Origin of the sequence: Mycobacterium pinniadriaticum (assembly GCF_026242045.1) — a bacterium.
Taxonomy (GTDB): Bacteria; Actinomycetota; Actinomycetes; order Mycobacteriales; family Mycobacteriaceae; genus Mycobacterium; species Mycobacterium pinniadriaticum.
In genome coordinates this window covers 1-24,052 of the sequence record NZ_JAPJDO010000046.1, presented here as the reverse complement: position 1 = coordinate 24,052, position 24,052 = coordinate 1, and the positions used below count along the sequence as shown (strand labels likewise).

Annotated in this window: 21 protein-coding genes, 1 other RNA gene and 1 pseudogene; 12 read left to right on the top strand and 11 right to left on the bottom strand. The window is 66.2% G+C overall.

Annotated elements, in window-relative coordinates; translation table 11 throughout:
- Position 1: 1 nt before the first annotated feature.
- Positions 2-613, top strand: coding sequence for a MarR family transcriptional regulator (locus ORI27_RS29005; protein ID WP_266000594.1), 612 nt, complete (start codon positions 2-4; stop codon positions 611-613).
- Here ORI27_RS29005 and ORI27_RS29000 read toward each other — a convergent pair.
- On the bottom strand, positions 576-1,220 hold the full coding sequence (locus ORI27_RS29000) for a TetR/AcrR family transcriptional regulator (RefSeq protein ID WP_266000593.1): 645 nt from the start codon (positions 1,218-1,220) through the stop codon (positions 576-578). The genes ORI27_RS29005 and ORI27_RS29000 overlap by 38 nt on opposite strands.
- Between ORI27_RS29000 and ORI27_RS28995 the strand changes: the two genes are divergently transcribed.
- From ORI27_RS28995 to ORI27_RS28975, 5 genes and pseudogenes are all read left to right on the top strand, one after another.
- Positions 1,214-2,785, top strand: coding sequence for a putative PEP-binding protein (locus tag ORI27_RS28995; RefSeq protein WP_266000592.1), 1,572 nt, complete (start codon positions 1,214-1,216; stop codon positions 2,783-2,785). The genes ORI27_RS29000 and ORI27_RS28995 overlap by 7 nt on opposite strands.
- A gap of 114 nt (positions 2,786-2,899) precedes the next feature.
- Positions 2,900-3,025: pseudogene (locus ORI27_RS28990) on the top strand (hypothetical protein); the annotation flags it as partial.
- Positions 3,026-3,186: 161 nt separating this feature from the next.
- Positions 3,187-4,149: a TIGR03560 family F420-dependent LLM class oxidoreductase gene (locus ORI27_RS28985; RefSeq protein WP_266000591.1), complete on the top strand. Its 963-nt coding sequence runs from the start codon at positions 3,187-3,189 to the stop codon at positions 4,147-4,149.
- A 514-nt stretch (positions 4,150-4,663) separates the two neighbouring features.
- Positions 4,664-8,179: a beta-propeller fold lactonase family protein gene (locus tag ORI27_RS28980; RefSeq protein ID WP_266000590.1), complete on the top strand. Its 3,516-nt coding sequence runs from the start codon at positions 4,664-4,666 to the stop codon at positions 8,177-8,179.
- A gap of 142 nt (positions 8,180-8,321) precedes the next feature.
- On the top strand, positions 8,322-9,917 hold the full coding sequence (locus tag ORI27_RS28975) for a methyltransferase domain-containing protein (RefSeq protein WP_266000589.1): 1,596 nt from the start codon (positions 8,322-8,324) through the stop codon (positions 9,915-9,917).
- Positions 9,918-10,080: 163 nt separating this feature from the next.
- Here ORI27_RS28975 and ssrA read toward each other — a convergent pair.
- Positions 10,081-10,449: a transfer-messenger RNA gene (gene ssrA, locus ORI27_RS28970) on the bottom strand.
- Positions 10,450-10,623: 174 nt separating this feature from the next.
- On the opposite strand from ssrA, the gene ORI27_RS28965 reads away from it, so the two are divergent.
- From ORI27_RS28965 to ORI27_RS28955, 3 genes are read left to right on the top strand one after another with little or no spacing between them, the layout of a single operon-like run.
- Complete coding sequence (locus tag ORI27_RS28965) at positions 10,624-11,214, top strand: TetR family transcriptional regulator (protein WP_266000588.1); 591 nt, start codon at positions 10,624-10,626, stop codon at positions 11,212-11,214.
- Positions 11,215-11,221: 7 nt separating this feature from the next.
- Entirely contained in the window at positions 11,222-12,304 is a 1,083-nt protein-coding gene (locus tag ORI27_RS28960; RefSeq protein WP_266000587.1) for a DUF1214 domain-containing protein, read from the top strand.
- On the top strand, positions 12,301-13,482 hold the full coding sequence (locus ORI27_RS28955) for a sulfotransferase family protein (RefSeq protein ID WP_266000586.1): 1,182 nt from the start codon (positions 12,301-12,303) through the stop codon (positions 13,480-13,482). The genes ORI27_RS28960 and ORI27_RS28955 overlap by 4 nt, the downstream gene beginning before the upstream one ends.
- A gap of 25 nt (positions 13,483-13,507) precedes the next feature.
- Here ORI27_RS28955 and ORI27_RS28950 read toward each other — a convergent pair whose 3' ends face one another.
- From ORI27_RS28950 to prfB, 7 genes are read right to left on the bottom strand one after another with little or no spacing between them, the layout of a single operon-like run.
- Positions 13,508-14,353, bottom strand: coding sequence for an EamA family transporter (locus ORI27_RS28950; RefSeq protein ID WP_407666461.1), 846 nt, complete (start codon positions 14,351-14,353; stop codon positions 13,508-13,510).
- Positions 14,350-14,838 (bottom strand): SsrA-binding protein SmpB, encoded by a 489-nt coding sequence (smpB, locus tag ORI27_RS28945; RefSeq protein ID WP_266000585.1) that lies wholly within the window; start codon positions 14,836-14,838, stop codon positions 14,350-14,352. The genes ORI27_RS28950 and smpB overlap by 4 nt, the downstream gene beginning before the upstream one ends.
- Positions 14,839-14,840: 2 nt before the next feature.
- On the bottom strand, positions 14,841-15,734 hold the full coding sequence (gene ftsX / locus ORI27_RS28940) for a permease-like cell division protein FtsX (protein ID WP_266000584.1): 894 nt from the start codon (positions 15,732-15,734) through the stop codon (positions 14,841-14,843).
- Positions 15,735-16,424, bottom strand: coding sequence for a cell division ATP-binding protein FtsE (gene ftsE / locus ORI27_RS28935; protein ID WP_266000611.1), 690 nt, complete (start codon positions 16,422-16,424; stop codon positions 15,735-15,737).
- Between the two features lie 35 nt (positions 16,425-16,459).
- Complete coding sequence (locus ORI27_RS28930) at positions 16,460-16,939, bottom strand: hypothetical protein (RefSeq protein WP_266000583.1); 480 nt, start codon at positions 16,937-16,939, stop codon at positions 16,460-16,462.
- Positions 16,936-17,907, bottom strand: coding sequence for a mechanosensitive ion channel family protein (locus ORI27_RS28925; RefSeq protein ID WP_266000582.1), 972 nt, complete (start codon positions 17,905-17,907; stop codon positions 16,936-16,938). The genes ORI27_RS28930 and ORI27_RS28925 overlap by 4 nt, the downstream gene beginning before the upstream one ends.
- Entirely contained in the window at positions 17,897-19,003 is a 1,107-nt protein-coding gene (prfB, locus tag ORI27_RS28920; protein WP_266000581.1) for a peptide chain release factor 2, read from the bottom strand. The genes ORI27_RS28925 and prfB overlap by 11 nt, the downstream gene beginning before the upstream one ends.
- A gap of 196 nt (positions 19,004-19,199) precedes the next feature.
- Here prfB and ORI27_RS28915 point away from each other — a divergent pair, with 196 nt between their 5' ends.
- Positions 19,200-20,567, top strand: coding sequence for an FAD-dependent oxidoreductase (locus ORI27_RS28915; protein WP_266000580.1), 1,368 nt, complete (start codon positions 19,200-19,202; stop codon positions 20,565-20,567).
- Between the two features lie 3 nt (positions 20,568-20,570).
- On the opposite strand, the gene ORI27_RS28910 is transcribed toward ORI27_RS28915, so the two are convergent.
- Positions 20,571-21,761, bottom strand: coding sequence for an MFS transporter (locus ORI27_RS28910; RefSeq protein ID WP_266000579.1), 1,191 nt, complete (start codon positions 21,759-21,761; stop codon positions 20,571-20,573).
- A gap of 81 nt (positions 21,762-21,842) precedes the next feature.
- On the opposite strand from ORI27_RS28910, the gene ORI27_RS28905 reads away from it, so the two are divergent.
- Positions 21,843-22,391, top strand: coding sequence for a TetR/AcrR family transcriptional regulator (locus tag ORI27_RS28905; RefSeq protein ID WP_266000578.1), 549 nt, complete (start codon positions 21,843-21,845; stop codon positions 22,389-22,391).
- A 219-nt stretch (positions 22,392-22,610) separates the two neighbouring features.
- Here the strand turns inward: ORI27_RS28905 and ORI27_RS28900 are convergent, their stop codons facing one another.
- Positions 22,611-22,934 carry a hypothetical protein gene (locus tag ORI27_RS28900; RefSeq protein ID WP_266000577.1) on the bottom strand — a complete coding sequence of 108 codons (324 nt, stop codon included), beginning with the start codon at positions 22,932-22,934 and terminating at the stop codon, positions 22,611-22,613.
- A 218-nt stretch (positions 22,935-23,152) separates the two neighbouring features.
- Between ORI27_RS28900 and hisN the strand changes: the two genes are divergently transcribed.
- Entirely contained in the window at positions 23,153-23,947 is a 795-nt protein-coding gene (gene hisN, locus ORI27_RS28895; RefSeq protein ID WP_266000576.1) for a histidinol-phosphatase, read from the top strand.
- The last annotated feature ends 105 nt before the right edge of the window (positions 23,948-24,052 follow it).

The following is a 24,052-nucleotide window of genomic DNA, read 5'->3' as shown; positions in this document are numbered from 1 at the left end:
CGTGCCCGACTCCGCGGACCTGGTACTGCATCACCTCATCGTCAGAGGACGTGCCACCTCAGATCAGCTCGCCGAGGCGACCGCGCAGCCGCCCGGCACTGTGGAGAGCGCGCTACGGACTCTCGTCGAACGTGAGTTGGTAGCCGAGAAAGGCGGCAGACTGCCCGGTTTCGTCCCCACGCCGACAGGCCGTGAGAACGCCGCAGCCAGACTGCACGCTTCGGGCCTGCGCAAGCCCGAGGCGGGCGCGTGGTATGACACCGAATTCGGCACGCTCAACGGCGAATTCAAGGCACTGTGCTCGGCCTGGCAGCTGCGCGAGGTCGACGGCCGGCAGGAGATCAACGACCACAGCGACGCCCTCTACGACCAACGGATTCTCGACCGTTTCAGTGAGTTTCACCTGCGCGCGATCGCTGCCCTGGACACCGTCGGCCATCCACGCCTCACTCGTTACGGAAACCGTCTGGTCGCCGCGGAGGCCGCGGTACGCGCGGGCGACACCCGGCGTTTCACCGCGCCCCTCGCGGAGAGCTACCACGACATCTGGATGGAGCTACATCAGGATCTACTGCTCAGCTGTCAGCGGACCCGTACGGAGGCCGATGCCTGAGCGGGGCGTTGCCGTCGCGAATCGCCTCCTGGACCAACCGGATGACCCAGGAGATGCCCGCGATGGCGACCGGCGGCTCCAGCTGCCACTCCACGACCAGCTGCTCGTAGGACACGACATTCCACAACACGTCGAAGATGGCCGCGGCGACGGTACGGTCCTCATCCGACCAATCCGGCCTCGCTTCGGTCAACGCCGCCAGGAGCGCCACGCGTTGACGGCTCTTCCCCGCTTCCACGGTAGCGTCGGGCGGAGTTCGCGGCTCCAACGGAAACTGCGAGACGTATTGCAGCACTCGCATGGCCACCTGGTCGAACTCGTCCAGGGACAAGCCGGCGAGTTCGATATCGGCCTCGTTGGCGAGACGGGCGAGCACCGCATCCCGCAGATCCTTCTCGGTGGCGAAATGCCGATACACCGTGCGCTCGGCGATACCCGCGGTATCGGCCACCGCCCGGATGGTCAGTGCCCGCCAATTCCAGATCGGAAAGCCGTGCAGGAGTTGAGCACCGGCGGTGACGATGCGTTCCCGAGTTCGGGCGACCTGCTCGCGCCGCACAGCACTGTCATACCGCCGGCGGTTCGGCGCGGAGTCTGCCGATGACACCAGTCGACTATAACCACGGCGCGCCCGGAAGCCCCGCTCACGGGGCCGCTGCTCGGATCCGCGCACTCGTCGAACGCGTCGCCACGGATAAGACTTTCAACCGAGCGGCAGCGGTCGCGAGCGCACTCGTCAGTGACATCGACGCCTTGATACACCGACAGATCGACACCCACGGTTCCGAAGCAATCGCCGAAGGCGTCCCGGCATCACCCGGTGCGGCCACCGGGCGGCTTGTGGTCACCGCGGAAGCCGCACTCGATGCTGCCGACGAGGGCGACTCCGTCATCCTGATCCGCGACGAAACCGGACCCGAGGACGTCCTCGGGATGCGCGTAGCGGACGGCATCGTGACCACCAGGGGCGGAACCGCGAGCCACGCCGCCGTGATCGCCCGGGGATGGGGAATCCCCGCGATCGTCGGCATGGGCGAGCTGACCGTGCACGCCGACGGCATCAGCATCTCAGGACGCACGGTACCCACGGGCACCGTCATCTCGGTCGACGGCACATCCGGTCAGCTGTACATCGGGTCGGCCCTCGCCGCGCCCGCCATGGATTGCCCTGAACTCGACACCCTACTCGCCTGGGCGGATGAGATCCGGGGTGGGCGAATCCAGCTGCGAGTCAACGCCGATGACGCTACGTCGGCGACCGAAGCGCGAGCCCGCGGGGCCGAGGGCGTCGGCCTATGCCGAAGCGAGCACATGTTTTTCGCCGACGACCGGCTGCCACTGATCCGCCGGCTACTGCTGACTGGATCAGGCGAACCGGACTCCACCGTCGTCGGGCAGCTCGAGGATGCGCAACAGCAGGATTTCGAGGCACTACTCACCGCGATGGACGGCCTACCGGTGTGCGTGCGTCTGCTCGATCCGCCCGCGCACGAGTTCCTCAGCGACACCGACCTTGACGCGCACGGCCGGCAACGAGAAACCAACCCCATGATGGGCGTTCGAGGAATACGGCTCGCCGTCGCCAAGCCGTGGATTTATCCCATGCAACTTCACGCCCTCACGCGCGCGGTTGACCGCTTGCGCCGCCGCGGCCTTCATCCCCGGGTCGAGGTGATGATCCCGCTGGTCATGAATGCCGCTGAACTACGGGCCGCCCGGTCATGGGTGAAGGAAGGTGCCGACTTCGCGATCGGCACGATGATCGAAACACCGCGTGCCGCCATCATGGCCGAGACACTCGCCTTCGAAGGCGATTTCGTCTCGTTCGGCACCAACGATCTGACCCAGTTGACCCTCGGACTATCCCGCGATGACGCGGAGTCGGAGCTTCTGCCTTCCTACTTCGACCGCGGCCTGCTCGTCGACAATCCGTTCATCCACCTCGACGAAGAGGGCGTCGGGTTCCTCATCCACCATGCGGTAGCGAACGCACGAAAAGCCAAACCTGAGATCAAGATCGGAGTGTGCGGAGAACACGCTGGTGACCCGCGATCAGCGGGCTTCCTCATCGACAGCGGGGTGGACTACCTGAGCTGTTCGCCGTACCGGCTGCCGGCATTACGCCTGACCGTCGCACAACACCTGCTCGGACAACGACGCGAACCTGCGTGACGACAACGATACCCGGCCTTGCCGTGATCGCCGGGTGTGCGGTCGAATTCGCTGCGACGGTGCGGACCCTGCCTGGTGCGCCTTAATCGAGGGACCACGGGGGCTGTGGCCTTCGGTCCTTCACTTCCGGCCCGGGTGATCCGAACCTCCTCGATGCAGATCCCCGGCGGCATCTATGCCCCGTTCCTGCACCCGTGGTCGGCCTACAACGTCATGTTGATGCACACTGTGCTCCCCTGACGATCGCGCAGCCACCCCACCCTCCTGGCCGAGACTTCGACCGGCCGGTCCAGACCGATTAAAACTGTTCACGGAGTAATGAATTCAAAACTGGGCACGAGGCCCGGAATCGATGTCATCGCGTCTGTGAGACGAAGCCCCGATAGGGCATTCTGGAGCGCATGGAGCTGATGGTGTTCGCCACACCTCGATCGAAATCGGCTGATTACGAACAGTACTTGCGTTTGGCACAGGGAGCCGAGAAGTGCGGCTACGCGGGCTTCGTCCGAGGTGATCACTACTGGGGCGAGGAACCGCCCGGTTCCACCGACGCCTGGACGACCTTGGCGGGGCTTGCCCGTGAGACGGTCCGTATCCGGCTCGGAGTGCTGGTGACAGCCGCGACTTTCCGCCACCCGGGGCCATTGGCCGTCCAAATCGCCCAGGTCGACCAGATGAGCGGGGGCCGAGTCGATTTCGGCCTGGGCGCAGGCTGGTATGGGCCCGAGCACCGCGCCTACGGCATCCCCTTTCCCCCGGCCAAGGACCGCTTCGATCGACTCGAGGAGTCGTTGGCGGTGATCACCGGCCTGTGGCGAACGCGGATTGGTGATCGGTTCAGCTACCACGGCAGACATTTTCGCCTCGAGAACTGCCCCGCGCTACCCAAACCCAGCCAGCCCGAGGGTCCACCGATCGTCATCGGCGGCGCCGGCGCCAAGCGCACCCCACAGCTGGCCGCCCGCTACGCCAGCGAATTCAGCAACCTCCCGGCCACGACAAACACAGCAGACCTGTTCACCGCGCCCCCCACTGGAGTCGCGGTGGCTGCCGCCCAGTTTGAGCGTGTCCGCCAAGCGTGTCGGGCGATCGATCGCGAACCCGGTCAGCTGAAGTTCTCGCACACCATGACTCTGTGTTGTGGGCGCACCGAGGCCGAGGTCGCCGCACGCGCCGAGGCGACCCAGCGCAGCGTCGAGGAGCTACGCGCCGGTGGTGGCGCGGGCTCGCCCTCTGAATTGGTCGACAGCATTGGCAGCTACGCCGAAACCGGTGTCAGCAGAATCTATCTGATGATGCGCGATATCGACGACCTCGGCCATCTCGAGCTCGTGGCCTGCGAAGTGATGCCGCAACTGAACTGACTTAGGACGACTTACCGATGGTCGTGTCTTGATCAGGTGTCCATGGACACCTTCAGGCCGCGGTCACCAGCTCTGTCGAGGCGGCGGCGCCCACCGCGACCATCCTCGGTCCTGCCTTACAGGGCTTCGCATCTCCCGCGTCTCCCGCGCATAGTCCGGCGCCAACCGAGCATCGGCCCGGCCACGCACTGTCACGTATGCGGCCTCACCACAAACCCGAGACGCTACTGCGCGATCAGACCGAAGCCTCCGGTCAAGGCTATGTTCGCGGTCGGGTCAACGCGCACCGGCGCAATGAGATTCGGACGCGAACACGCCCGGAATCTCGGGGTGAGATGTGACCCGCAAGTCAACCGTTGTCAAAAGTCAAGGTTAACTGCTGCCAAAAGGTAGCGGTATAGCACGTCGGGATGCTCCATCAGCTACGTGATATCGGAAAGGATCGGTGCCATCAGTGCCCGGAGATTCACTCCGATTCTTAGTCAATAAGTGCCGACGCGACCCAGAGGACATCATGTGGACAACTGAAACCAGTTCAGATCGGGACAGTGCCGGTCTCACGCTGGCAGGCGATGGGGGATACGGAAAGTTCGTAGGGCGTGTCGGCGGCCTTGCCGTAGCCCTGGGCATCGGGGCGGCGATCGCCAGTTTTCCCGGCCTAGCCAACGCTGATGCGACGGGCTCCAGCGCCCCGGGCGCCAAGGCATCGGGCTCGGACGCTTCGTCCTCGGGAGCCGCCGACAAGGCTTCGTCGTCGGCCCCCGACACCGGTGCGTCAGTGCCCGCCACGAAGGTGAGCAGTTCCGGCGGTTCCACCGCTTCGTCGAGCGATGATGCCGACGCCAGTGACAACTCGTCGGCACCGAAGATGAAGGTGAGCTCGTCCGGGGGCGCGATCACCTCGAGTTCATCGGCGCGCAACGCGACCGGCTCCACCAAGGCGAGCAGCTCGAGGGGTGAGACGTCGGATCCCTCCGACAACAACGGTTCCGGCCACGCCGATGCGACGGTGAAGACGACGGGCGCTCACCACGCCCCTGGCAAGGTCACCACGGCCTCCGATTCCGCGGGCGCCGAGCGCACGTCGATCTCCATCCAGCGCGCCGTGGCAGCGGCCGGAAGGGCCCAGACCAACTCCTCGGCCTCGATCGCGGCCTCCGCCGCCGCTTCGGAGCAGGTGGCGGCGGCCGATCAGACGGTCGCGCCGGCGGCCGCCGCGACAGCTGCTGACACCTCATCCGCTGGATTCCACCCGGTGCAGCAGCTCATCTCCACGGTGCTCAGTGCATTCGGGATCTCCCCGACGGCCAACGGGCAACCGGCCGCGCCCCTGCAGCTGGGAATCATGGCGACCGTGCTGACCTGGGTCCGCGAAGAGATCCAGCGCACCTTCAACAACAACGCCCCGGTCATCAACTACGACCCCGACACGACGAGCCTCACCGACGACGGCACGGTAGTGGGCAACATCGGCGCCTCCGACGCCGACGGGGACAGTCTGAAGTACTCGGTCGCAGAGCAACCGGCCAACGCCACCATCTCGATCGATGACAACGGCGACTTCATCCTCACCCCGACCACCGACGACCTGGTTGCCACAACCGTCGATGTCACGGTGACGGTGCGCGACACTGGATTCCACTTCCACGGACTGGATTCGCTGCTGAACCCATTCTCCGCGCATGAGACCACGGTCACCATCTCCGTGGAGATCCCTGCGCTCGAAGACCGCGGCGATGTGTACTCGATCACCGACTATGACACCACCGACGGCATCATCACTGCCGAGCTGAACACCCTCGCCCCGGCCGACGAGCCGGTCACCTTCGCCCTGGGCACCGCTCCCAGCTACGGCGACGTGACCGTCGACTGGACGACCGGGGATGTGCAATACACACCGTGGGCGACGTCGCGGCTGGCTGTTGCGATGCCGGGCGGGATCGACGACGGCGACGATCTGGACACCTTCACCGTCGTGGCGACCGTCAACGGCCAGGCGCAGGAAGTGTCGGTCAGCGTTCCGGTGCTGCCGGCCTACGGCACGCAGCTGAGCGCCATCTCGGTCGGACCCGACCCGGTCGCCGTTGTCGTCGATGACAACGAAAGTGCCCTGTGGGTGCTCAACAACGACGGCACCAACAGCACCATCACAGCCTACGACGCGGACACCTATGCGCAGCTCAGCACGAGTGGGTTCGCTGTGGGTGCGGACTCAGTCGCCATGATCCTGGATCCCAACAGCGACCTGATCTATGTCGTCAGCCGGGGCGACAAGCAGGTGTGGGTCATCGATCCCGAGCAGACGCTGCTCGGCGCCACAGACGTCACCGCAGATCCCGATGTTGCCGCCAACGACGGGGTCCCCTCTCCAGCGGTGGTCGCCATGGTCAACGTCGGCAACAACCCCACCGGCATCGCGATCTCCTCCGACGGCAGCAAGGTCTACGTCACCAATACCGATGACAACACCGTCACCGTCATCGACACCACCGACCCGAACTACGCCACGTCCACCATCACCACCGGCAGCCAGCCGCACGGCATCACCATCTCCCCGGACGACAGCACGATCTACGTCGCCAACTACGGCGACAGCACCATCACCGCCTACAACGTCGTCAATGACGTGTGGGAGACGTTCAACTCTGACCCGAACCCGGACGGTGTCGCGATCTCCCCGGACGGCACGTATCTGTACGTGACCACCCAGGGCGGTAGCACCCCAGCACTCGACATCTTCACGGTGGGCAACTTCAACGGCTACTCTTCGCAGCTCGTCGGTGCCGGCCCAAGCGCGATCGCGGTCGGCTCCGACGGCACTGTCTACCTCACCAACAGCGACGCCCAGCAGATCACCGCCTATGACCCGCTGGATCTCACCTACACGGCCATCTCGGTCGGCACGAATCCGGTGAACCTAGCTCTCGACGAGGACAACGGCATCGTCTATGTGGCCAATATGGACAGCGGCACGTTGTCGGCGGTCTCGATGACGGCCCAGCCACCCGTCAAACCCGATGACGCCACGGACACCAAGGGATTCGATTTCGAGAACCAAACCAGCAACAGCGTGGTATTCCTCGGCTACTACGATCCCACAACCGGCAGCATCAACCCGACCGACGACTACGTCAAGGTGGGCCCGGTGGTCGGAACGATCTACCAGCCCGGTGAGACGCAGCACTGGAATATCTATGTCAAGGGACACGGCGACAACACCCACGTCTACCCCGTCTTCCAGTCCACCGACGAGTTCCCGGGCGCTCCGGCAAGCACGTGGACGGTCGACTTCAAGTACAACCCGTCCAACAACACCAAGTACGTGGGATGTTCGGTGGACAACGGGAACGGGACCTGCAACCACGTCGACCTGTCGAAGGGCAGCAGCACGATCAAGCTGTGGGACGCAGCCAACACGATCATCTACATCACCCCCGACAATGTCGACTACCAGTCGGTGATCGTGAACAATCTGTGCGCCGACGGCGCGGACGCCAAGTGCAAGTTCACAGCGACGAATTTCCAAGGTGGCGTCTACTACTCGGACTCCGAGTTTGTCGGGACCACTGTCGTCAACAACACGCTCACTCCGCTCGAGTACGACACCAGTCAGACCTACACCTACAGTGAGACCGATAGCCTGACGCTCGGCACCAAGGTCAGCGGTGGCATCAAAGACGTGGTCAACGTCGAGGTCTCGGCCACGTATGGCTATGCCACCACCGAAGCGGAGTCGTACACCTCGCTGATCAAGGTGTTCATCCAGCCGGGCTACACGGGTTATGTCTGCGCGGCGACACCGGTTGCGCGTGCCACCGGTGACTTCACCATCACGCAGGGCAACACCACCTACTACGCGACCAGTACGACGTGGGACAGCCCGGACCAGACGGAGGTCAACGGCGCCTCCCGGGTCCCCGTCTGGAACGTCAAGGAGGTGGCGACGGGCACCGCTCCGAGCTGCTCGGGCGGATCCGCGTCCTCCTCTTCCGCGGGCTCGGGTGGCGGTGGCACTGGGAGCGCCGCCTGACCGCCAACTCCGCTGACAATGGCGACAACCTGCTGGCCCGCCACCCCGGTGGTGGGCCAGCAGGCGTTGGCATCCGTACCCGTGCTTGCCGAATATCCTTGGCGCCGATGACCCTTGGCACCGATGACAGGAACGACCCGCAGTGACACAGATACACCTCCCGACGACGCAGCCTGCCGCACGGGCCGGGGTCGGAGACATAGCCGCGCGCTATGACGCGGCGCCCTATTTGAATGCGTCGTATCCGAAGACCCAACCGGCCCGGCTGGCCGCCATCGCCACGATGCTCGGGCTGAGGCCACCGCCGGTGCCCAGCGCTCGGGTTCTGGAGTTGGGCTGTGCTTGTGGGGGCAACATAATCCCGCTGGCCGCCCGCTATCCGGACATGCGGTGTGTCGGGGTCGACCTGTCCGGCGTGCAGATCGCCCGCGGACAAGTGCGGCTGCAGCAAGCCGGGCTGACCAATGTCGAACTGCACCAACAGGACATCACCGAGATAGGCGCCGAGTACGGGCAGTTCGACTACATCATCTGCCACGGTGTGTACAGCTGGGTACCGGAACATGTCCGGGAGGCGGTCCTGCGCGTCATCTCCGCGCTGCTGGCCTATGACGGCGTCGCCGTTGTCAGCTACAACGTTCTGCCCGGCTGGCATGCCAAACTCGCCGTCCGGGAGAGCCTGCTGGCGCATACCGCCGACCTCGCCGATCCAGCGGAGATTGTTGCGGAGGCTCGACGGCTGATGTCGCTGCTCAAAGAGTCTGGGCAGCAGACCCCGTATGGGCTCGCCCTGCGCTTCGAGGCCGAACTCATGGAGGTCGCTCCCGACGACTACATCCTGCACGACCTGCTGGAGCCGGACAACGAGCCGTGTACCGTCACCGAGTTCGTCCAAGCAGCTCGGCGGCACGGCCTCGGCTACCTCGCCGAGAGCGACATCCACACGATGCTGAACGAGTTCTACGGCGCAGCAATGGCGCAGACGCTGCGCGAACTGTCCGGCGGGCTGCTGCTGCAGACGGAGCGATACATCGACATCGTCACCGGCCGCACGTTACGGCAGTCTGTACTGGTCAAACAGGATCAGGTCCGCACCGCCAATTATTCGCTGGGCCCGGAGTGCCTTGCGGATCTGCACCTGTCCGGACGCTACGAGCTGGATCCCGAACGTGACGCCGACGGCGCCTTCGTGTTCCGCACTCCGGCGGGCCGTACCGTCACCTCGACCAGTGCCTCGGTCGCCGCTGCACTTCAGACGCTCTCGCAGCGCTATCCCGCGACTGCCGGGCCCGCCGAGCTGATGGCCGCAGCCGCCGCTGGACCTGAGCCCGCGGTCACCGAAGATGTGCTGCTGGACGTCCTCTTTCGGATGCTCAGCAACAACATGATCGACATCTTCAGCGAGCCGATCCGAGTGGGGACACCGGATGCGGAGCTGCCGGCGGCGCCGGCCCTGACGCGGCTGGATGCACAGTCAGGTGCGTCACTGACCACCAATCTGCGGCACGAACCGGTCGGCATCGAACCGATAGACCGACTCCTGCTGGCGCAGCTGGATGGTTCGCATGACCGGGCGGCCTTGTGCGAAGTGGTTCTGAGCGCGGTCCGCAGCGGCTCCATCGCAATCCAGCGGGGGGAGCAAGCCGTGGTTGACGAAGATGAGCGTCGCCGCGGGGCGATGGCTACGGTCGCGATGATCCTGAGGGCATTGGCATCGCGGGCGCTGCTCGAACCCTAGGCTGTCGATGCGTTCGGGGCGGAAGGGCAGGATGCGACAAGGGCGGCCTATCGGCGCGGTTCGGCGCAGCCGGCTCCGGTGAACCTGATTCCGTCGGCCCTGACGACGGAAAACCCCGGCCGATGGCCGGGGTTTTCCGTCACCGATGACATGCTTCATCACTTTGTGGAGCTGCCGGGAATTGAACCCGGGTCCTACGGCATTCCCTCAAGGCTTCTCCGTGCGCAGTCCGCTGTGCCTCTACTTGGATCTCCCGGTCTCGCGGACCCGCCGGGATGACGATCCCAGTCGCTGTTAGATGTCCCGCCGAGTCCCGCGACCGGACTCGACGGTTGATCCCTCTAGCTGATGCCGGACACCGGGTCGAGGGCACTCCCGGGCCGACAGACTAGCTATCGCTTAGGCAGCGAGAGCGTAGTCGCGCTGATGAGAATCGGCGCTTAATTGGTTGCAACGACGCTTACGGTGGTCTCTTGCCTGCACCGGCACGCTTCCCTTGATTCGATGCGCGAAGTCGAAACCGTTCAGCCCCTCGCACCCCGGCCGAGGTTCGGCCGGACAATCAATGGTACGCGAGGTACAACCGCGAATTGAAGCGCATTAATCCCCCGCGTCGAGATCGACGTTGTGTCGCGATCTACTCGTACTTTCGCGGCGGTTCGTCGGTTTGGGCGTGAGAAAATGAGACTCTGTCTACAGTGAGACGGTGTCTGAAAGTCTGCGCGTCCGGAAACGGCAGCGCACCCGTGAGCGCATCGCTACCGCGGCGGCACAGCTGGTCATGCACAACGGCCTCAGCGCGACCACCGCCGACAAGATCGCCGAGGCCGCCGACGTGGCCCGTGCGACCTTCTTCCGGTACTTCGAGTCCAAGGAGTACGCCGTCGCCGAGGGGTTCACCTCGACCTGGATCGCCGCGATCACCGACGCGCTGCACCGTCAACCGCCCGAGCTCTCCGTGAACGACGCACTGACCGCGGCCTTCCGCGAGCTCGCGCCCGGCTTCGAACTCATCGAGCACAACGTCGCCGAAATCGAGCGGCAGACCCGCGACTCGCTGAGCCTGCGCGCCTGGACGCTGCTGTGCTACCTGAACTTCGAGACCGCCATCGCCGAAGCCATCGCCCCCCGACTGCCCGACCTGACCGTCGACGATCCGCGCCCGCGGCTGATCGGCGCCCTGGCAATGGCCTCGGTCCGGATCTCCATCGACGACTGGTTACAAGACGGCGGATCGCTGTCCGATCGGATCTCCTGCGCGGTCAATTCCATGGCCCCGCGCCCAATCGAGGAATGAGGAGCGCATGAGTGGCGAAAAGTCACTAGAGGCATGGGGATTCGTCCGCAAGGTGCTCGATGACCTGACCGGTCAGATCACCGCGGACGCCCGCAACGAACGGGAACTGCTCGAGGGACTGCGCGTGCTGAACCGGGTGACGGCCCTGTGCACCGAACTGTCGGTGGACGTCGACCCCGACCATCCGCACTTCGTCGACATGTGCACCCCGTTCCGCTTCGTCGGCGGACCCAACCCGCACGGCTCCTACCCGTTGGCCATGATCAGCGGTGACCGGGCCTATCGGGTGACCGGCACCCGCGGCACGTCGACCTATCTGGGCCTGCAGGTTCTGGCCGGCACCGGGATGAACCCGCGCCGGATGAGCAATTACCTGTCCGACCGCGACCTGCATCTCGATGAGGCCGGCCGGTTCAACGTCGTCTTCGCCGCCAGCCAACCGGCCGACGACGCGTTGGCCGGAGCCCAGTGGGTGCAGATCCCCGACGACGCCACCTCGATCGTGGTGCGCGACTACATCGCCGACCCGGCCACCGAAATCCCCGTGCAGCTCGATATCGCCCTTCTGGGCCAAGCGCCGCCTCCCGCACCGCTGACCGACGAGGCGCTGGCCGCACAATTGACCGCGATGGGCTGGACGATCGTCAAACTCACCACCCTGCACCGCACCGTGCGGCCCGACCTGCTGGACACCCCCAACATCCTGATCACGTCGGGTGCGGAGAATCTGGGCGGCGAGAACACCACACCGGACAACCTCTACATGCTGGGCATGTTCGACCTCGAACCCCACCAGAGCCTGCAATTGGAGTTCCGCCCACCCGAAACCCGGTACTGGTCGGTCACTTTGGAAAGCATCTGGCACGAATGCCTGGAGCCGCTGGTGCGCACCAGTTCGGTGACCAACAAGGGTGTCTCCCCCGATCCCGACGGATACGTCCGCCTGAGGATCGGCGCCGAGGACACCGGCGACGGCTTCTGGCTGGATACCGGCGGACGGCAGCGCGGCTTCATGATCGTGCGCTGGCTGGACAACCCGAACGCCCCCGATGTGACAGTTCGCCTGCTGGAGAAGGAGGTTCAGCGATGACCAGTGCGGTTCAGGCCCGCCTCGATCCGGAGAAGTTGATCGAGCAGGCCTGTGAGCTGGCGGGCAGCGACGACTTCGGCGACGACGACGGCTGGCGCGACAACCTGGACCGGCTGGTCGACGACCTGGTCGCCGAGGCTGACCTGTCGCCGCTGGGCGTGGAGATCGCCGCGGCCGACATCGTCGTGCCGCTGCGCAACCGGCTGCAGATCACCGGTTGGCGTGCAGCGCATCCCGAGGTCGCCGACGAGCGGATCGAGAAGCCGATCGTGATCATGGGACAGCCGCGCACCGGCACCACCATCCTCTACGACCTGCTCACCCTGGATCCCGATCTGCGGGCACCGTTGACCTGGGAGGTCGACCGCCCGTTCCCGGTCCCCCAACCCGACACCTACGACACCGACCCGCGGATCGAGGAGATCCAGAACCAGCTGGAGATGACCGAGCAGCTGATGCCCGGCTTCATGAAATGGCACCCGATGGACGCGCGGTTCGGCCAGGAATGCGTGCGTATCACCGCGGGCACATTCTGCAGCATGATCTACAGCACGCAATACCGGCTGCCCAACTACGCCCACTGGTTGATGTACGAGGCCGACCACAGCGCCGCCTACCGCTATCACCGCAAGTATCTACAGCACCTGCAGTCCGGTGTGCCCGGACAGTGGCTGCTGAAGACCCCGGCCCACCTCTGGCAGCTCGACAAGCTCATCGCCGAGTATCCGGACGCGATTCTGGTTCAGACCCATCGTGATCCGCTGGTGGTGATCTCATCGATCAGCGCACTGATGGCCCACCTGCAGAAACTGGCCAGCGAAGGGGCATCGGTGCGCCGAACCGCCGGGCTGTGCGCCGCCGAGATGCTGTTGGGGCTCGAACGCGGGATGAAGATGATCGACGACGGGGTGATCGCCGCGGATCGCATCATCAACGTACGATTCGCCGACTTCATGCGCGACCCGTTCGCCACCATCAAGACGGTCTACGATCGGATGGGACGCGAGCTCACCCCGGTCGCCGAACAGCGGATGCGCGAACACCTTTCGGCCAACCCGGGCGACGGCGGGGGCAATCGCTACACGTGGGCCGACACCGGGCTGGACGCCGACGAGCTGCGCGAGAAGGTGCGCGCCTACCAGGAGCGCTTCGACGTGCCGAGTGAGACGCTGCGCTGACGCCGGCTTCGCACGGCCGACGCAGCTAGTGCACTGCGATCATTCCCACGGCGACCAGCGCCAGCACCATCCCCACCACCTGCCACCGGGTGACCCGCTCACGCAGCACCACGATGGCCAGCAGCACCGTCGCGGCCGGATACAGCGACATCAGCACACTGGCCAGCGTCAGCAGCGAAGCCTGCAGCGCCAGCAGCATCGCCACATTGGCGCCCGTGTCCAACAACGCGGCGAGCACCGCCATCTGCAGCGGAAATCCACGGGGCGCGTGGAAGTTCCCGCTGAACGCGGCCACCAACAACACGATCGCGGTCGCCGATACCCGCGCGAAGAACAACGGCCAGAGGCGGGCGTCGACCGGAGCCTGGTGGATCAGCACGAAGTTGAGCCCGAAGGCGACCCCCGAACCGACGGTCAGCCACGCCACCGTCGGGGTAAACCGGTGCGGACGCACGTCCTCGTCGGTGGCCTCCCGACTGACCAACACGACGGCGAGCAAGGCCAGCACGATTCCGATCCCGGCGATCACGCCGGGCCGCTCCCCCAGCACGAGTCCCACGCTGACCGGCACACCGGCGACCAGGATCGACGTCAGCGGCGAGACCACCGAGATCGGGCCGGCCCCCAGCGCGGCGTAGAACCACCAGACCCCGAAGGCCTGGCTCACGCCGCACAGCACACCCCAGACCACCGCCGGGGTGGACACCGTGCCGCCGACGATCACCGCCAGGATCCCGAGCAGGACCATCGCCAGCGGGTAGGAGACCAACACCACCCGCAGGGCGGCCACCCGGCGTGACGCGATGCCACCGACGAAATCGCTGACGCCGTAACCGATTGCCGATGCCAGCGCGAGCAGGACCCCGATCAGAGCTTGCCCTTGGCCCGGCGGCCGAGTTCCCGAATCACCTCACGTTGGGCATCACGGCGGGCCAGGTCCTGTCGCTTGTCGTGGGCCTGCTTGCCGCGCGCCAGAGCCAGCTCGACCTTGACCTTGCCGTCGGAGAAGTACAGCGACAGCGGCACCAACGTCAGGTTGCCGTCACGGATCTTGCCGACCAGGGTGTCGATCTGACGACGGTGCAGCAGCAGTTTGCGATTGCGTCGCGGCGCATGATTGGTCCAGGTGCCGTGGTGATACTCCGGGATGTGCAGGTTGCGCAACCAGATCTCGCCGTCGTCGACGGTCGCGAACGCGTCGGCCAGCGACGCGTGGCCTTCCCGCAGGCTCTTGACCTCGGTGCCCTGCAGCACGACGCCGGCCTCGTAGGTGTCGAGGATCGAATAGTTGTGGCGGGCCTTGCGATTGGTGGCGACGATCTTGCGATCGGGTTTCTTCTCCGGGTTTTTGGCCACCGCTACCGCCGTACGTAGAGGCGCAGCGTCACATAGCCGGTGATCCCGGCCATCAACACGCCGACGCCGAACATGATCGGAGAGATATAGAGGATGTCGGCGTAGTCGATCCGGGCGATCAGATTGGCTTGGTAGAACTGGTTGAGCGCGTTCTCCAGGAACGCCGCCCGCACCACGATCAGCCCGACGATGGCGATGACGACACCGATCGTCGCCGCCAGCACCGCTTCCAGCAGGAATGGCAGCTGGGTGTACCACCGCGTCGCGCCCACCATCCGCATGATCCCGATCTCGGTGCGCCGGGTGTAGGCAGCCACTTGGACCATGTTGGCGATCAACAGGATCGCGCCGATCGCCTGCACCACCGCCACCGCGAACGCGGCGCTGGACAGCCCGTCGAGCACCGCGAAGAGCCGGTCGATCAGCTCCTTCTGGTTGAGCACGTTGAGCACACCGGGCTGGCCCTGCATCGCGGCGTCGAAATCCTTGTGCTGCTCCGGGTTGTCCAGCTTGACGATGAACGACGCCGGGAAGGAGTCCTTACTGGCGACGTCCTTGTACTGCGGGAACTTGCGGATCGCGTCGTCGTAGGCGGCGTCGCGGTCCAGGAACCGGACCGACTTCACGTCGTCGCGGGCCTCGATCTTGGCACGCAACGCCTTACACGGGTCGGCGTCGCAGGTCGGGTCGTTGGCCGACACGTCGTTGGTCAGGAACACCTGGGTCTCGACGCGGTCGAGGTAGATGTCGCGGGAGTGGTCGGCCAGGCGCACCACCAGCAGGCCACCGCCGAACAGGCCGATCGAGATCGCCGTGGTCAGGATCATGGCCACCGTCATGGTGACGTTGCGGCGAAGCCCGGTGAAGACCTCGTTGATCAGGAAGCCGAAGCGCACTTAACGATCCATTCCGTAGACACCACGCTGCTCATCGCGCACGAGCCGGCCCAGGGACAGCTCCACCACGCGCTGGCGCATGGAATCGACGATGTGGTGGTCATGGGTGGCCATCAACACTGTGGTGCCCGTGCGGTTGATCCGTTCGAGCAGATCCATGATGTCCTTGCTGGTCTCCGGGTCGAGGTTGCCGGTGGGCTCGTCGGCCAGCAGCACCAGCGGCCGGTTGACGAACGCCCGCGCGATGGCCACCCGCTGCTGCTCACCGCCGGACAGTTCGGCCGGCAGCCGGTTGGCCTTGCCCGACAGACCCACCATCTCCAGCACATCGGGCACGACCCGGTTGATGGTGTCGGGCTTCTTGCCGATCACCTCCAGTGCGAAGGCGACGTTCTCGAACACCGTCTTGCTCTGCAGGAGCCGGAAGTCCTGGAACACGCAGCCGATCACCTGCCGCAGCTTGGGGATCTGCCGGCCGTGCAGTTTGTTGACGTGGAACTTCGACACCTGAAGTTCCCCCGAGGTGGGTGTCTCTTCGGCCAGCAGCAGCCGCATGAACGTCGACTTGCCCGACCCTGACGGGCCGATGAGGAACACGAACTCACCCTTGTCGATCTTGACGCTGACATTGTCGAGGGCTGGTCGAGCCGACGACTTGTACTGCTTACTGACATGGTCAAGGGTGATCATCACGGCACGCCAGTGTAGCCGTCGGGACCGCTCATCTACCGCGTCGGCGCCGCGGGTGTGGCCATCGGCCCCTGCCCGGGCGCCGGTGACGGACTCGTCGTCGGCGTCGAGGTCGTCGGCGTCGTCGTCGGCACGGCCCCGGGACTGGCCGGTGTGGTGGTCGTCGTCGGCGAGGTCGACTCGCCGGGCGAAGTCGGCGAGGTCGTGTCCGTCGGCGAGGTCGTCTCCGTGGGTGACGTCGTCTCGGTCGTCGTCGTCGTTGTCGTCGGCGTTGTCGTGGTACGCCGCACGTCGGTGCGCGGCACCCAGGTGTAGGACGGGTCGGGCACGAACCCCGGCGGCACCACCTGGGTCGCCGGAACCTGCTGTTCGGGCGGCTCATAGTTCTGGTAGACCCAGAACAACGCGACGAACGCCACGATCATCACAGCCGTGGACGTGCGGATGCGACCGCCGGGCAGGTACTTGGGCCAGCCCCGGTCCTCACGCTTCGACTTGCTCGGCACGTTCGTCATCGCTGAGCTTCCCGACTGCGAGCCGCCGCCACGTCGTCGCTGGTTCCCGACGGGGTCATGGCACCCAGCGTGGGGATTCTCTCGGCCGGGGTGTTGATGCCGGCGCTCGCCAGGGCCTCGATCACCATGACACGCAGCCTGCGGCCGACGTCGAACTGCTTGCCGGGCAGGGTCCGGGCCACCATGCGGAGGTTGACCGAGTCGACCTCCAGGCTTTCCACGCCCATCAGCGCCGGTTTGTCGAGCAGCAGTTTGCGCAGATCCTCGTCGAGCATCGCGTCGTTACACACCCTGTGCAGCACGTCGTTGACCCGGTTCAGGTCCGCCGTCGTCGGCACCGGGACGTCGACGACCGCGCGCGCCCAGTCCTTGGACAGGTTCAGGGATCTGACGATGTTCCCGTTGGGGACGGTGTACATCTCCCCTTCCGGTGTTCTCAGCTTGGTCACCCGCAGGGTGACCTCTTCGACGGTGCCCAGCGAATCCTTGGGTGCGCCGACCATACTCAGCTGGACCAGGTCGCCGAAACCGTACTGCCGTTCGGTGATGATGAAGAAGCCGGCCAGCATGTCCTTCACCAGGTTCTGCGCACCGAAGCCCAGCGCCGCGCCCAGCACCGCGGCCGGTGCGGCCAGCGAGCTGACCGGGATCGACAAGACATCACCGATCTCGATGACGACCATCACGAACAGCAGGGCGATCGACACCCAGGACACCACCGACGCCACGGCCTGCTGGTGCTTGGCGCTCTCGGTGCGGACGATCTGGTCGGTCTGTTGGTACTGAGCGTCGATCCGACGGGTGATGCGCCGCGCGAGCCACGAGATGAACCTCGCCCCCAACAGGCCGCCGATCAGCAGCAGGGCGATGCGCACACCCCTGGTCACGATCCACACGCCGTACTGGCCGTGCCAGAAGTCGTTCCAGTGCGCGGCGAAGTCCAGGGCCAGGTAGCTGTTAGTCGTCATCTCGTCGGTTGCGCCAGCGGATCCCCGCCTCCAGGAATCCGTCGATGTCCCCATCCAGTACCGCCGCGGGATTGCCGACCTCGTACTCGGTACGCAGATCCTTGACCATTTGGTAGGGGTGCAGAACGTAGGAGCGCATCTGATTGCCCCAGGAGCTCCCGCCGTCGCCCTTGAGAGCGTCGAGCTCGGCGCGTTCTTCCTGGCGTTTGCGTTCCAGGAGCTTCGCCTGCAGGACGCGCATCGCAGAAACCTTGTTCTGCAGCTGCGACTTTTCGTTCTGGCAGGTCACGACGATACCGGTGGGGATATGGGTCAGTCGAACCGCCGAGTCGGTGGTGTTGACCGACTGGCCGCCGGGTCCGCTGGACCGGTAGACGTCGACCCGGACGTCGGTCTCGGGAATGTCGACATGGTCGGTGGTCTCCACCACGGGCAACACCTCGACGTCGGCGAACGAGGTCTGCCGCCGGTTCTGGTTGTCGAACGGGCTGATCCGCACCAGCCGATGGGTGCCCTGCTCGACCGACAGCGTGCCGTACGCGTAGGGGGCGTGCACCGCGAAGGTGGCGCTCTTGATCCCCGCCTCTTCGGCGTAGGAGGTGTCGAACACCTCTACCCCGTAGTTGTGTTGTTCGGCCCAGCGGATGTACATCCGCATCAGCATCTCGGCCCAGTCGGCGGCGTCGACGCCACCGGCCCCGGAACGGATGGTCACCAGCGCCTCGCGCTCGTCGTACTCGCCGGACAACAGCGTCCGGACCTCCATCTGTTCGACGTCGGCCTGCAGCGCCTTCAGTTCGGCGTCGGCCTCAGCGAGCTCGTCGTCGCCTCCCTCTTCGGCCGCCAGCTCGTAGAGCACCGGCAGGTCGTCGAGACGGGACCGCAGGCCCTCGACGCGGCGCAACTCGCCCTGGGCATGGGAGAGCTCACTGGTGACGCGCTGGGCGTGGCTCTGGTCGTTCCACAGATTCGGGTCGGCGGCTTCGTGTTCGAGCTTCTCGATCTTGGCGCGCAGCCCATCGATGTCGAGCACTCGTTCCACCGTTGTCAAGGTGGAATCAAGGGCGGCGATATCTGACTGACGATCGAGGTCCACGGGTCCTCAGGGTACCGGCGCCGCGACACGTTGTGATCCACGACGGCTGCGCAGCCTTCTGGGGCGGCCTCGCCGGTTGCCCGTCTAACATCACATCTGTAACCAGGATGTGCGCCGCGCAAGCCCATAGCGGTGCTTCTCGACCGCGACGCGACAGCCCATTGCGCGCGGCCGGGTCCGGACAGAAAGCGCGAGAATGCGTCCTTACTATGTCGCGATCGTCGGTGCGGGACCCTCGGGGTACTTCGCGGCGGCATCGCTGCTGAAGTTCGCCGATGGTTCCGCCGCAGCCGGTGGACCGGATGTGCGTGTCGACATGCTCGAGATGTTGCCCACCCCGTGGGGTCTGGTGCGCTCCGGGGTGGCGCCGGACCATCCGAAGATCAAATCGATTTCCAGGACGTTCGAGAAGACCTCGATCGACCCGCGGTTCCGCTTTTTCGGCAACATCACCGTCGGCAAGGACGTGCAGGCCGCCGAGCTGACCGAGCGCTATGACGCGGTGGTCTACGCCGTCGGCGCCCAGTCCGACCGGGCGCTGCGCATCCCCGGCGAAGAGCTGGCCGGCAGCGTGGCCGCCGTCGACTTCGTCGGCTGGTACAACGCGCACCCGCATTTCGAGGAGATGGCGCCCGATATCACCAGTGGCCGCGCGGTCGTGGTCGGTAACGGCAACGTCGCCATCGACGTCGCCCGGATCCTGGTGACCGACCCCGACGTGCTGGCCAACACCGATATCGCCGACCACGCGTTGCAGTCGCTGCACGACCGGGGTGTCGACGAGGTGGTGATCCTGGGCCGGCGCGGTCCGCTGCAGTCCGCGTTCACCACCCTGGAACTGCGCGAACTCGGCGAGCTGGAAGGTGTCGACGTGGTGATCGACCCGGCGGATCTGGCCGGTATCACCGACGAGGATGCCGAGGCGACCGGCAAGATCGCCAAGGCCAACATGAAGGTGCTACGCGACTACGCCGCCCGCGAGCACACCGCAGGGCATCGTCGGATCGTGTTCCGGTTCCAGACCTCCCCAATCGAGATCCACGGCACCGAGCGGGTGGAAGAGATCGTCCTGGGCCGCAACGAACTGATCTCCGACGAGGGCGGGCGCGTCGTCGCCAAGGACACCGGCGAGCGGGAAACGCTACCGGTCCAGCTGGTGGTGCGTGCCGTCGGCTACCGGGGAGTCCCGGTCCCCGGCCTGCCGTTCGACGAGGGCAGCGGCACCATCCCGCACGAGGACGGTCGCGTCTCCGGCAGCCCCAGCGCGTACGTCGTGGGCTGGATCAAGCGTGGCCCCTCCGGAATCATCGGCACCAACAAGAAGGACTCCCAGGACACCGTCGACACCCTGCTCGCCGACCTGGCCGGCGCGCAGCTGGCCGAGGTCGGACCGGACTACCCCGATGAGCTGGTCCGGTGGTTGGTCGACCGGCAACCGCGGCTGGTGACCGACGACCATTGGCGGGCCATCGACGCCTACGAGCGGTCAGCCGGCGAGCCCCACGGCAGGCCGCGGGTGAAGATCGCCAGCGTGGCCGAGCTGCTGCGGATCGGGCACGAGTAACAATCAGACGCCGGCGCTGATCCGCCGCGGCTCGGTCGACAGTCCGCTGACCGGGCCGCCGATGCGGGCGACCAGCGGGGTGGCGGCGGCGACGAGGGCCAGCAGTGCCGCGGTGACGACCACCCCGAACGCGCCGTGCGCGTCGGCGATCACACCGCCGAGCGCGGTGCCCATCGCGCCACCGGCCAGCGCGCCGCTGTTGAGCCAGCCGAACGCCTCGGCGGTGGAGTGTTCGTCGGTCTCCCGGGACACCATCACGTAGAGCGCGGCGAGCGCGGGTGCGAAGCCCAGTCCCGACGCGAACAAGGCGGCAAGCTGCAGCGCGAAACCGTCGACCAGTCCGAACAGGACGGTACCGACGGCGACGACCGTCATCGCCACCACCAGGCCGCGCACGCCCAGGCGACGATGCCCGAACAGGACGCCACCGACCAACGATCCGAGGCTGGCCACCGCGAGCGCCACGCCGGCGGAGAGTTTGTGGTCTCCGTACAGGGCGAGGACGCCGACCTCCAAGGCCATGAACGACGCCACCAGCGCAAGGCTCACGACCATGGCCAGAATCACGGCGCGATTGGCCAGGACTCTGCCGAACGCCGCGGCACTGCGGATGAGCCGCGGTCGGAAGCTGCGCGCGCTGAGCAGGAACCACGCGGTGCCGGCCACCGTGACGGCCGCCGAGAACAGCAGCGGCAGCGCGGTCGATACCGCCGAGGCGAGGAAGGTCGCCGCGACCGGGCCGACGACCCAGATCAGCTCCTGCGCCGTGGTGTCCAGCGCGAACAGCGCGCGGATCCCCTCACCCGGCACCATCTGCGGGTACAGCGTCCGGACTGCCGGTAACAGCGGCGGCACCGAGGCCCCGATGAGGAATCCGAGGCCCATGAGCACCGCCGCGGGGGCGTGCGCGAGCGCCAGCGCCGCCATGCTGATCCCGTTGAGCAGCGCGGCCGACACCAGGGTCGCCATCATGCCGATCCGGCCGAGGAGCCGCGCGGTCATGGGCATGGCCACCGCTTCCCCGATGCTGGTGCAGGCCACGACCGCGCCGGCGATCGCGTAGGAGCCGGTGCGGGCCTGCACGTGTAGCAGGATCGCGAGCGACAGCATGCCCAGCGGCAGCCGCGCAAAAAGCTGTGAGGCGGTCACATTGACCACGCCTGGAACCCGAACGAGCTCCACGTAGGCGCGCACGGTTATCTCTCCCTTGAACTAGTTACTCCCGCCAACTATACCGTCCAGACGGTACAGTTGGGAAACGATTAAACTCGCCCGATGACGACCTCGCGCGACCGCATCCTCGATGCCTACGCCGACGCGTTAGCCGTCGACGGAGAGCGCCACGCCACGCTGGACGCGGTCGCGGCACGCGCCGGGGTGTCCAAGGGCGGCCTGCTGTACCACTTCCCCGCCAAGGACCAGCTCGCCGAAGCGCTGTGTGACCGATTGGCGGCGCTGGCCGCCGACGACGTCGACAAGATGCGCAACGCGCCCGACGGCCCGGCGCGGCACTACATCCGCACGTCGCACTTCGCGAACACCCCGCTGGACCGCACGCTGGTCGCGGTGGCTCGCCTGCAACAGGCCGGCGATCCCAAGGCGCGTGCGGTGATCGAGATGATCTCCGATCAGTGGCTGGGTGTGCTGACCGAAGCGCTCGGCGACCGTGATGTCGCACGCACGATCAAGCTGATCGGTGACGGCCTCTACCACCACGCGCTGTTCGGCGCCCTCGGTGGCCAACCCCGGGCCGAACTCGACGAAGGCCTGCTCGCTGTCATCGACCGCATCATCGACCAGCGCGCTGATGCGCCCCGGGCTTAGCGGGTCTCGATCACGGACACGGGGTTGGTGCCCGCCTCCGAGCGACAACCACCTTCTTCGAACGTTAGCGAGGTCGACGTGAACGCGGAGAAGCTCGAGAGGCCACCGCGCGGGCGTCAATCTCGATGGAACCCAGGCAGTTCCTGGACGGCGCGCGTAGCGGTTGTCGCTCAGAGGCGGGCATAGCGTGTGTCGCTCCCCCGGGAGGGACCGCAGCGGCTACTGAGGACCCACCGGCGCGAAGTTCCACTTGTCCGGATCCTTCGGCGAATACACCACCGGGATGAGCTGGCCCATCGTCGGCCAGCTGTCCACGTCGACCGCCATCCGCTGGTAGACGACGTGTTCGTTGACCGTGGGACCGTTGATGACGCCGCTGATCGTGACGAACTGTTCACCCACGGCGTCCGGGCGCGGACTCACCCCGGTCACCAGCAGCGTGCCCTGCACCACCTCGCCGCGCGGACCGCGGCGCATCAAGCGGGGGGCCAGAACGAGAACCAACGCACCAACGATCAGCAGCAGCACCGCGAATTCCCACATGCGGCCATGGTAGGACTGCTGCCATGAGCGACGCTTGCGGAGCGAATCAACAGCGGACATGCCGGACCCGAGCCTGCGAGGGCATGGCATGAGCGACGCGTGCGGAGCGAATCAACAGCGGACATGCCGGACCCGAGCCTGCGAGGGCATGGCATGAGCGACGCGTGCGGAGCGAATCAACAGCGGACATGCCGGACCCGAGCCTGTGAGGGAGCCGAATGAGCGGCCACGATGTCCACGCAGACCTCTCGGTCGCGTTGGAGCTCGCCAGCCGGGCCGACGCGATCACCCTCGACCGATTCGGCGCACTGGATCTGCGCATCGACACCAAGCCCGACCTGACGCCGGTCACCGACGCCGACGAAGCAGTGGAGACCGACCTGCGGACGTTCCTGGCACGCGAACGCCCCGAGGACGCGGTTCTGGGCGAGGAGTACGGCGGGACGGCCGCATTCCACGGCAGGCAGTGGGTGATCGATCCGATCGACGGCACCAAGAACTTCGTCCGCGGCGTGCCGGTGTGGGCCAGCCTGATCGCGTTGCTCGACGACGGTGTGCCGGTCGTGGGTGTGGTCAGCGCTCCGGCCTTGAACCGGCGCTGGTGGGCCGGCCTCGGGCTGGGCGCTTTCGCCACCGTCGGCGCGGGCCCGGCGCGGCAGCTCGCGGTATCGGGTGTCGCCGATCTGGGCTCGGCCAGCCTGTCGTTCTCCAGCCTGTCCGGGTGGGCCGACCTCGGCCTGCGCGAGCAGTTCATCGAGCTGACCGACGCCGTGTGGCGGGTGCGGGCGTACGGCGACTTCTTCTCCTACTGCCTGGTCGCCGAGGGAGCCGTGGACATCGCCGCCGAACCCGAGGTCAAGCTGTGGGACGTCGCCCCGCTGGACATCCTGGTGCGCGAGGCCGGCGGCACCTTCACCAACCTCGACGGTCACCCCGGTCCGCATGGTGGCCACGCTGTCGCCACCAACGGGCTGTTGCACGACGCGACCCTGGCAAGGCTCGCCGGCCGCTAGGAGGCCGCTGAACAAGGCGGTTCTGGGGCTGAGCTGTGGCACGGGTCGGGGCGTGGATTGGTGGGCGGTCGGCCGGCGAGCGCGGATCGTGGCGGTGGGGGCCTG

Excerpts from the sequence above, each read along its gene's own strand:
- ORI27_RS28915 (WP_266000580.1), top strand. The coding sequence starts at position 19,200 with ATGCGTCCTTACTATGTCGCGATCGTCGGTGCGGGACCCTCGGGGTAC.
- ORI27_RS28925 (WP_266000582.1), bottom strand. The coding sequence starts at position 17,907 with ATGACGACTAACAGCTACCTGGCCCTGGACTTCGCCGCGCACTGGAAC.
- ORI27_RS28955 (WP_266000586.1), top strand. The coding sequence starts at position 12,301 with ATGACCAGTGCGGTTCAGGCCCGCCTCGATCCGGAGAAGTTGATCGAG.
- ORI27_RS28905 (WP_266000578.1), top strand. The coding sequence starts at position 21,843 with ATGACGACCTCGCGCGACCGCATCCTCGATGCCTACGCCGACGCGTTA.
- hisN (WP_266000576.1), top strand. The coding sequence starts at position 23,153 with ATGAGCGGCCACGATGTCCACGCAGACCTCTCGGTCGCGTTGGAGCTC.
- ORI27_RS28960 (WP_266000587.1), top strand. The coding sequence starts at position 11,222 with ATGAGTGGCGAAAAGTCACTAGAGGCATGGGGATTCGTCCGCAAGGTG.
- ftsE (WP_266000611.1), bottom strand. The coding sequence starts at position 16,424 with ATGATCACCCTTGACCATGTCAGTAAGCAGTACAAGTCGTCGGCTCGA.
- ORI27_RS28995 (WP_266000592.1), top strand. The coding sequence starts at position 1,214 with ATGACACCAGTCGACTATAACCACGGCGCGCCCGGAAGCCCCGCTCAC.
- ORI27_RS28900 (WP_266000577.1), bottom strand. The coding sequence starts at position 22,934 with ATGTGGGAATTCGCGGTGCTGCTGCTGATCGTTGGTGCGTTGGTTCTC.
- ORI27_RS28980 (WP_266000590.1), top strand. The coding sequence starts at position 4,664 with ATGTGGACAACTGAAACCAGTTCAGATCGGGACAGTGCCGGTCTCACG.
- ORI27_RS28930 (WP_266000583.1), bottom strand. The coding sequence starts at position 16,939 with ATGACGAACGTGCCGAGCAAGTCGAAGCGTGAGGACCGGGGCTGGCCC.
- ORI27_RS28985 (WP_266000591.1), top strand. The coding sequence starts at position 3,187 with ATGGAGCTGATGGTGTTCGCCACACCTCGATCGAAATCGGCTGATTAC.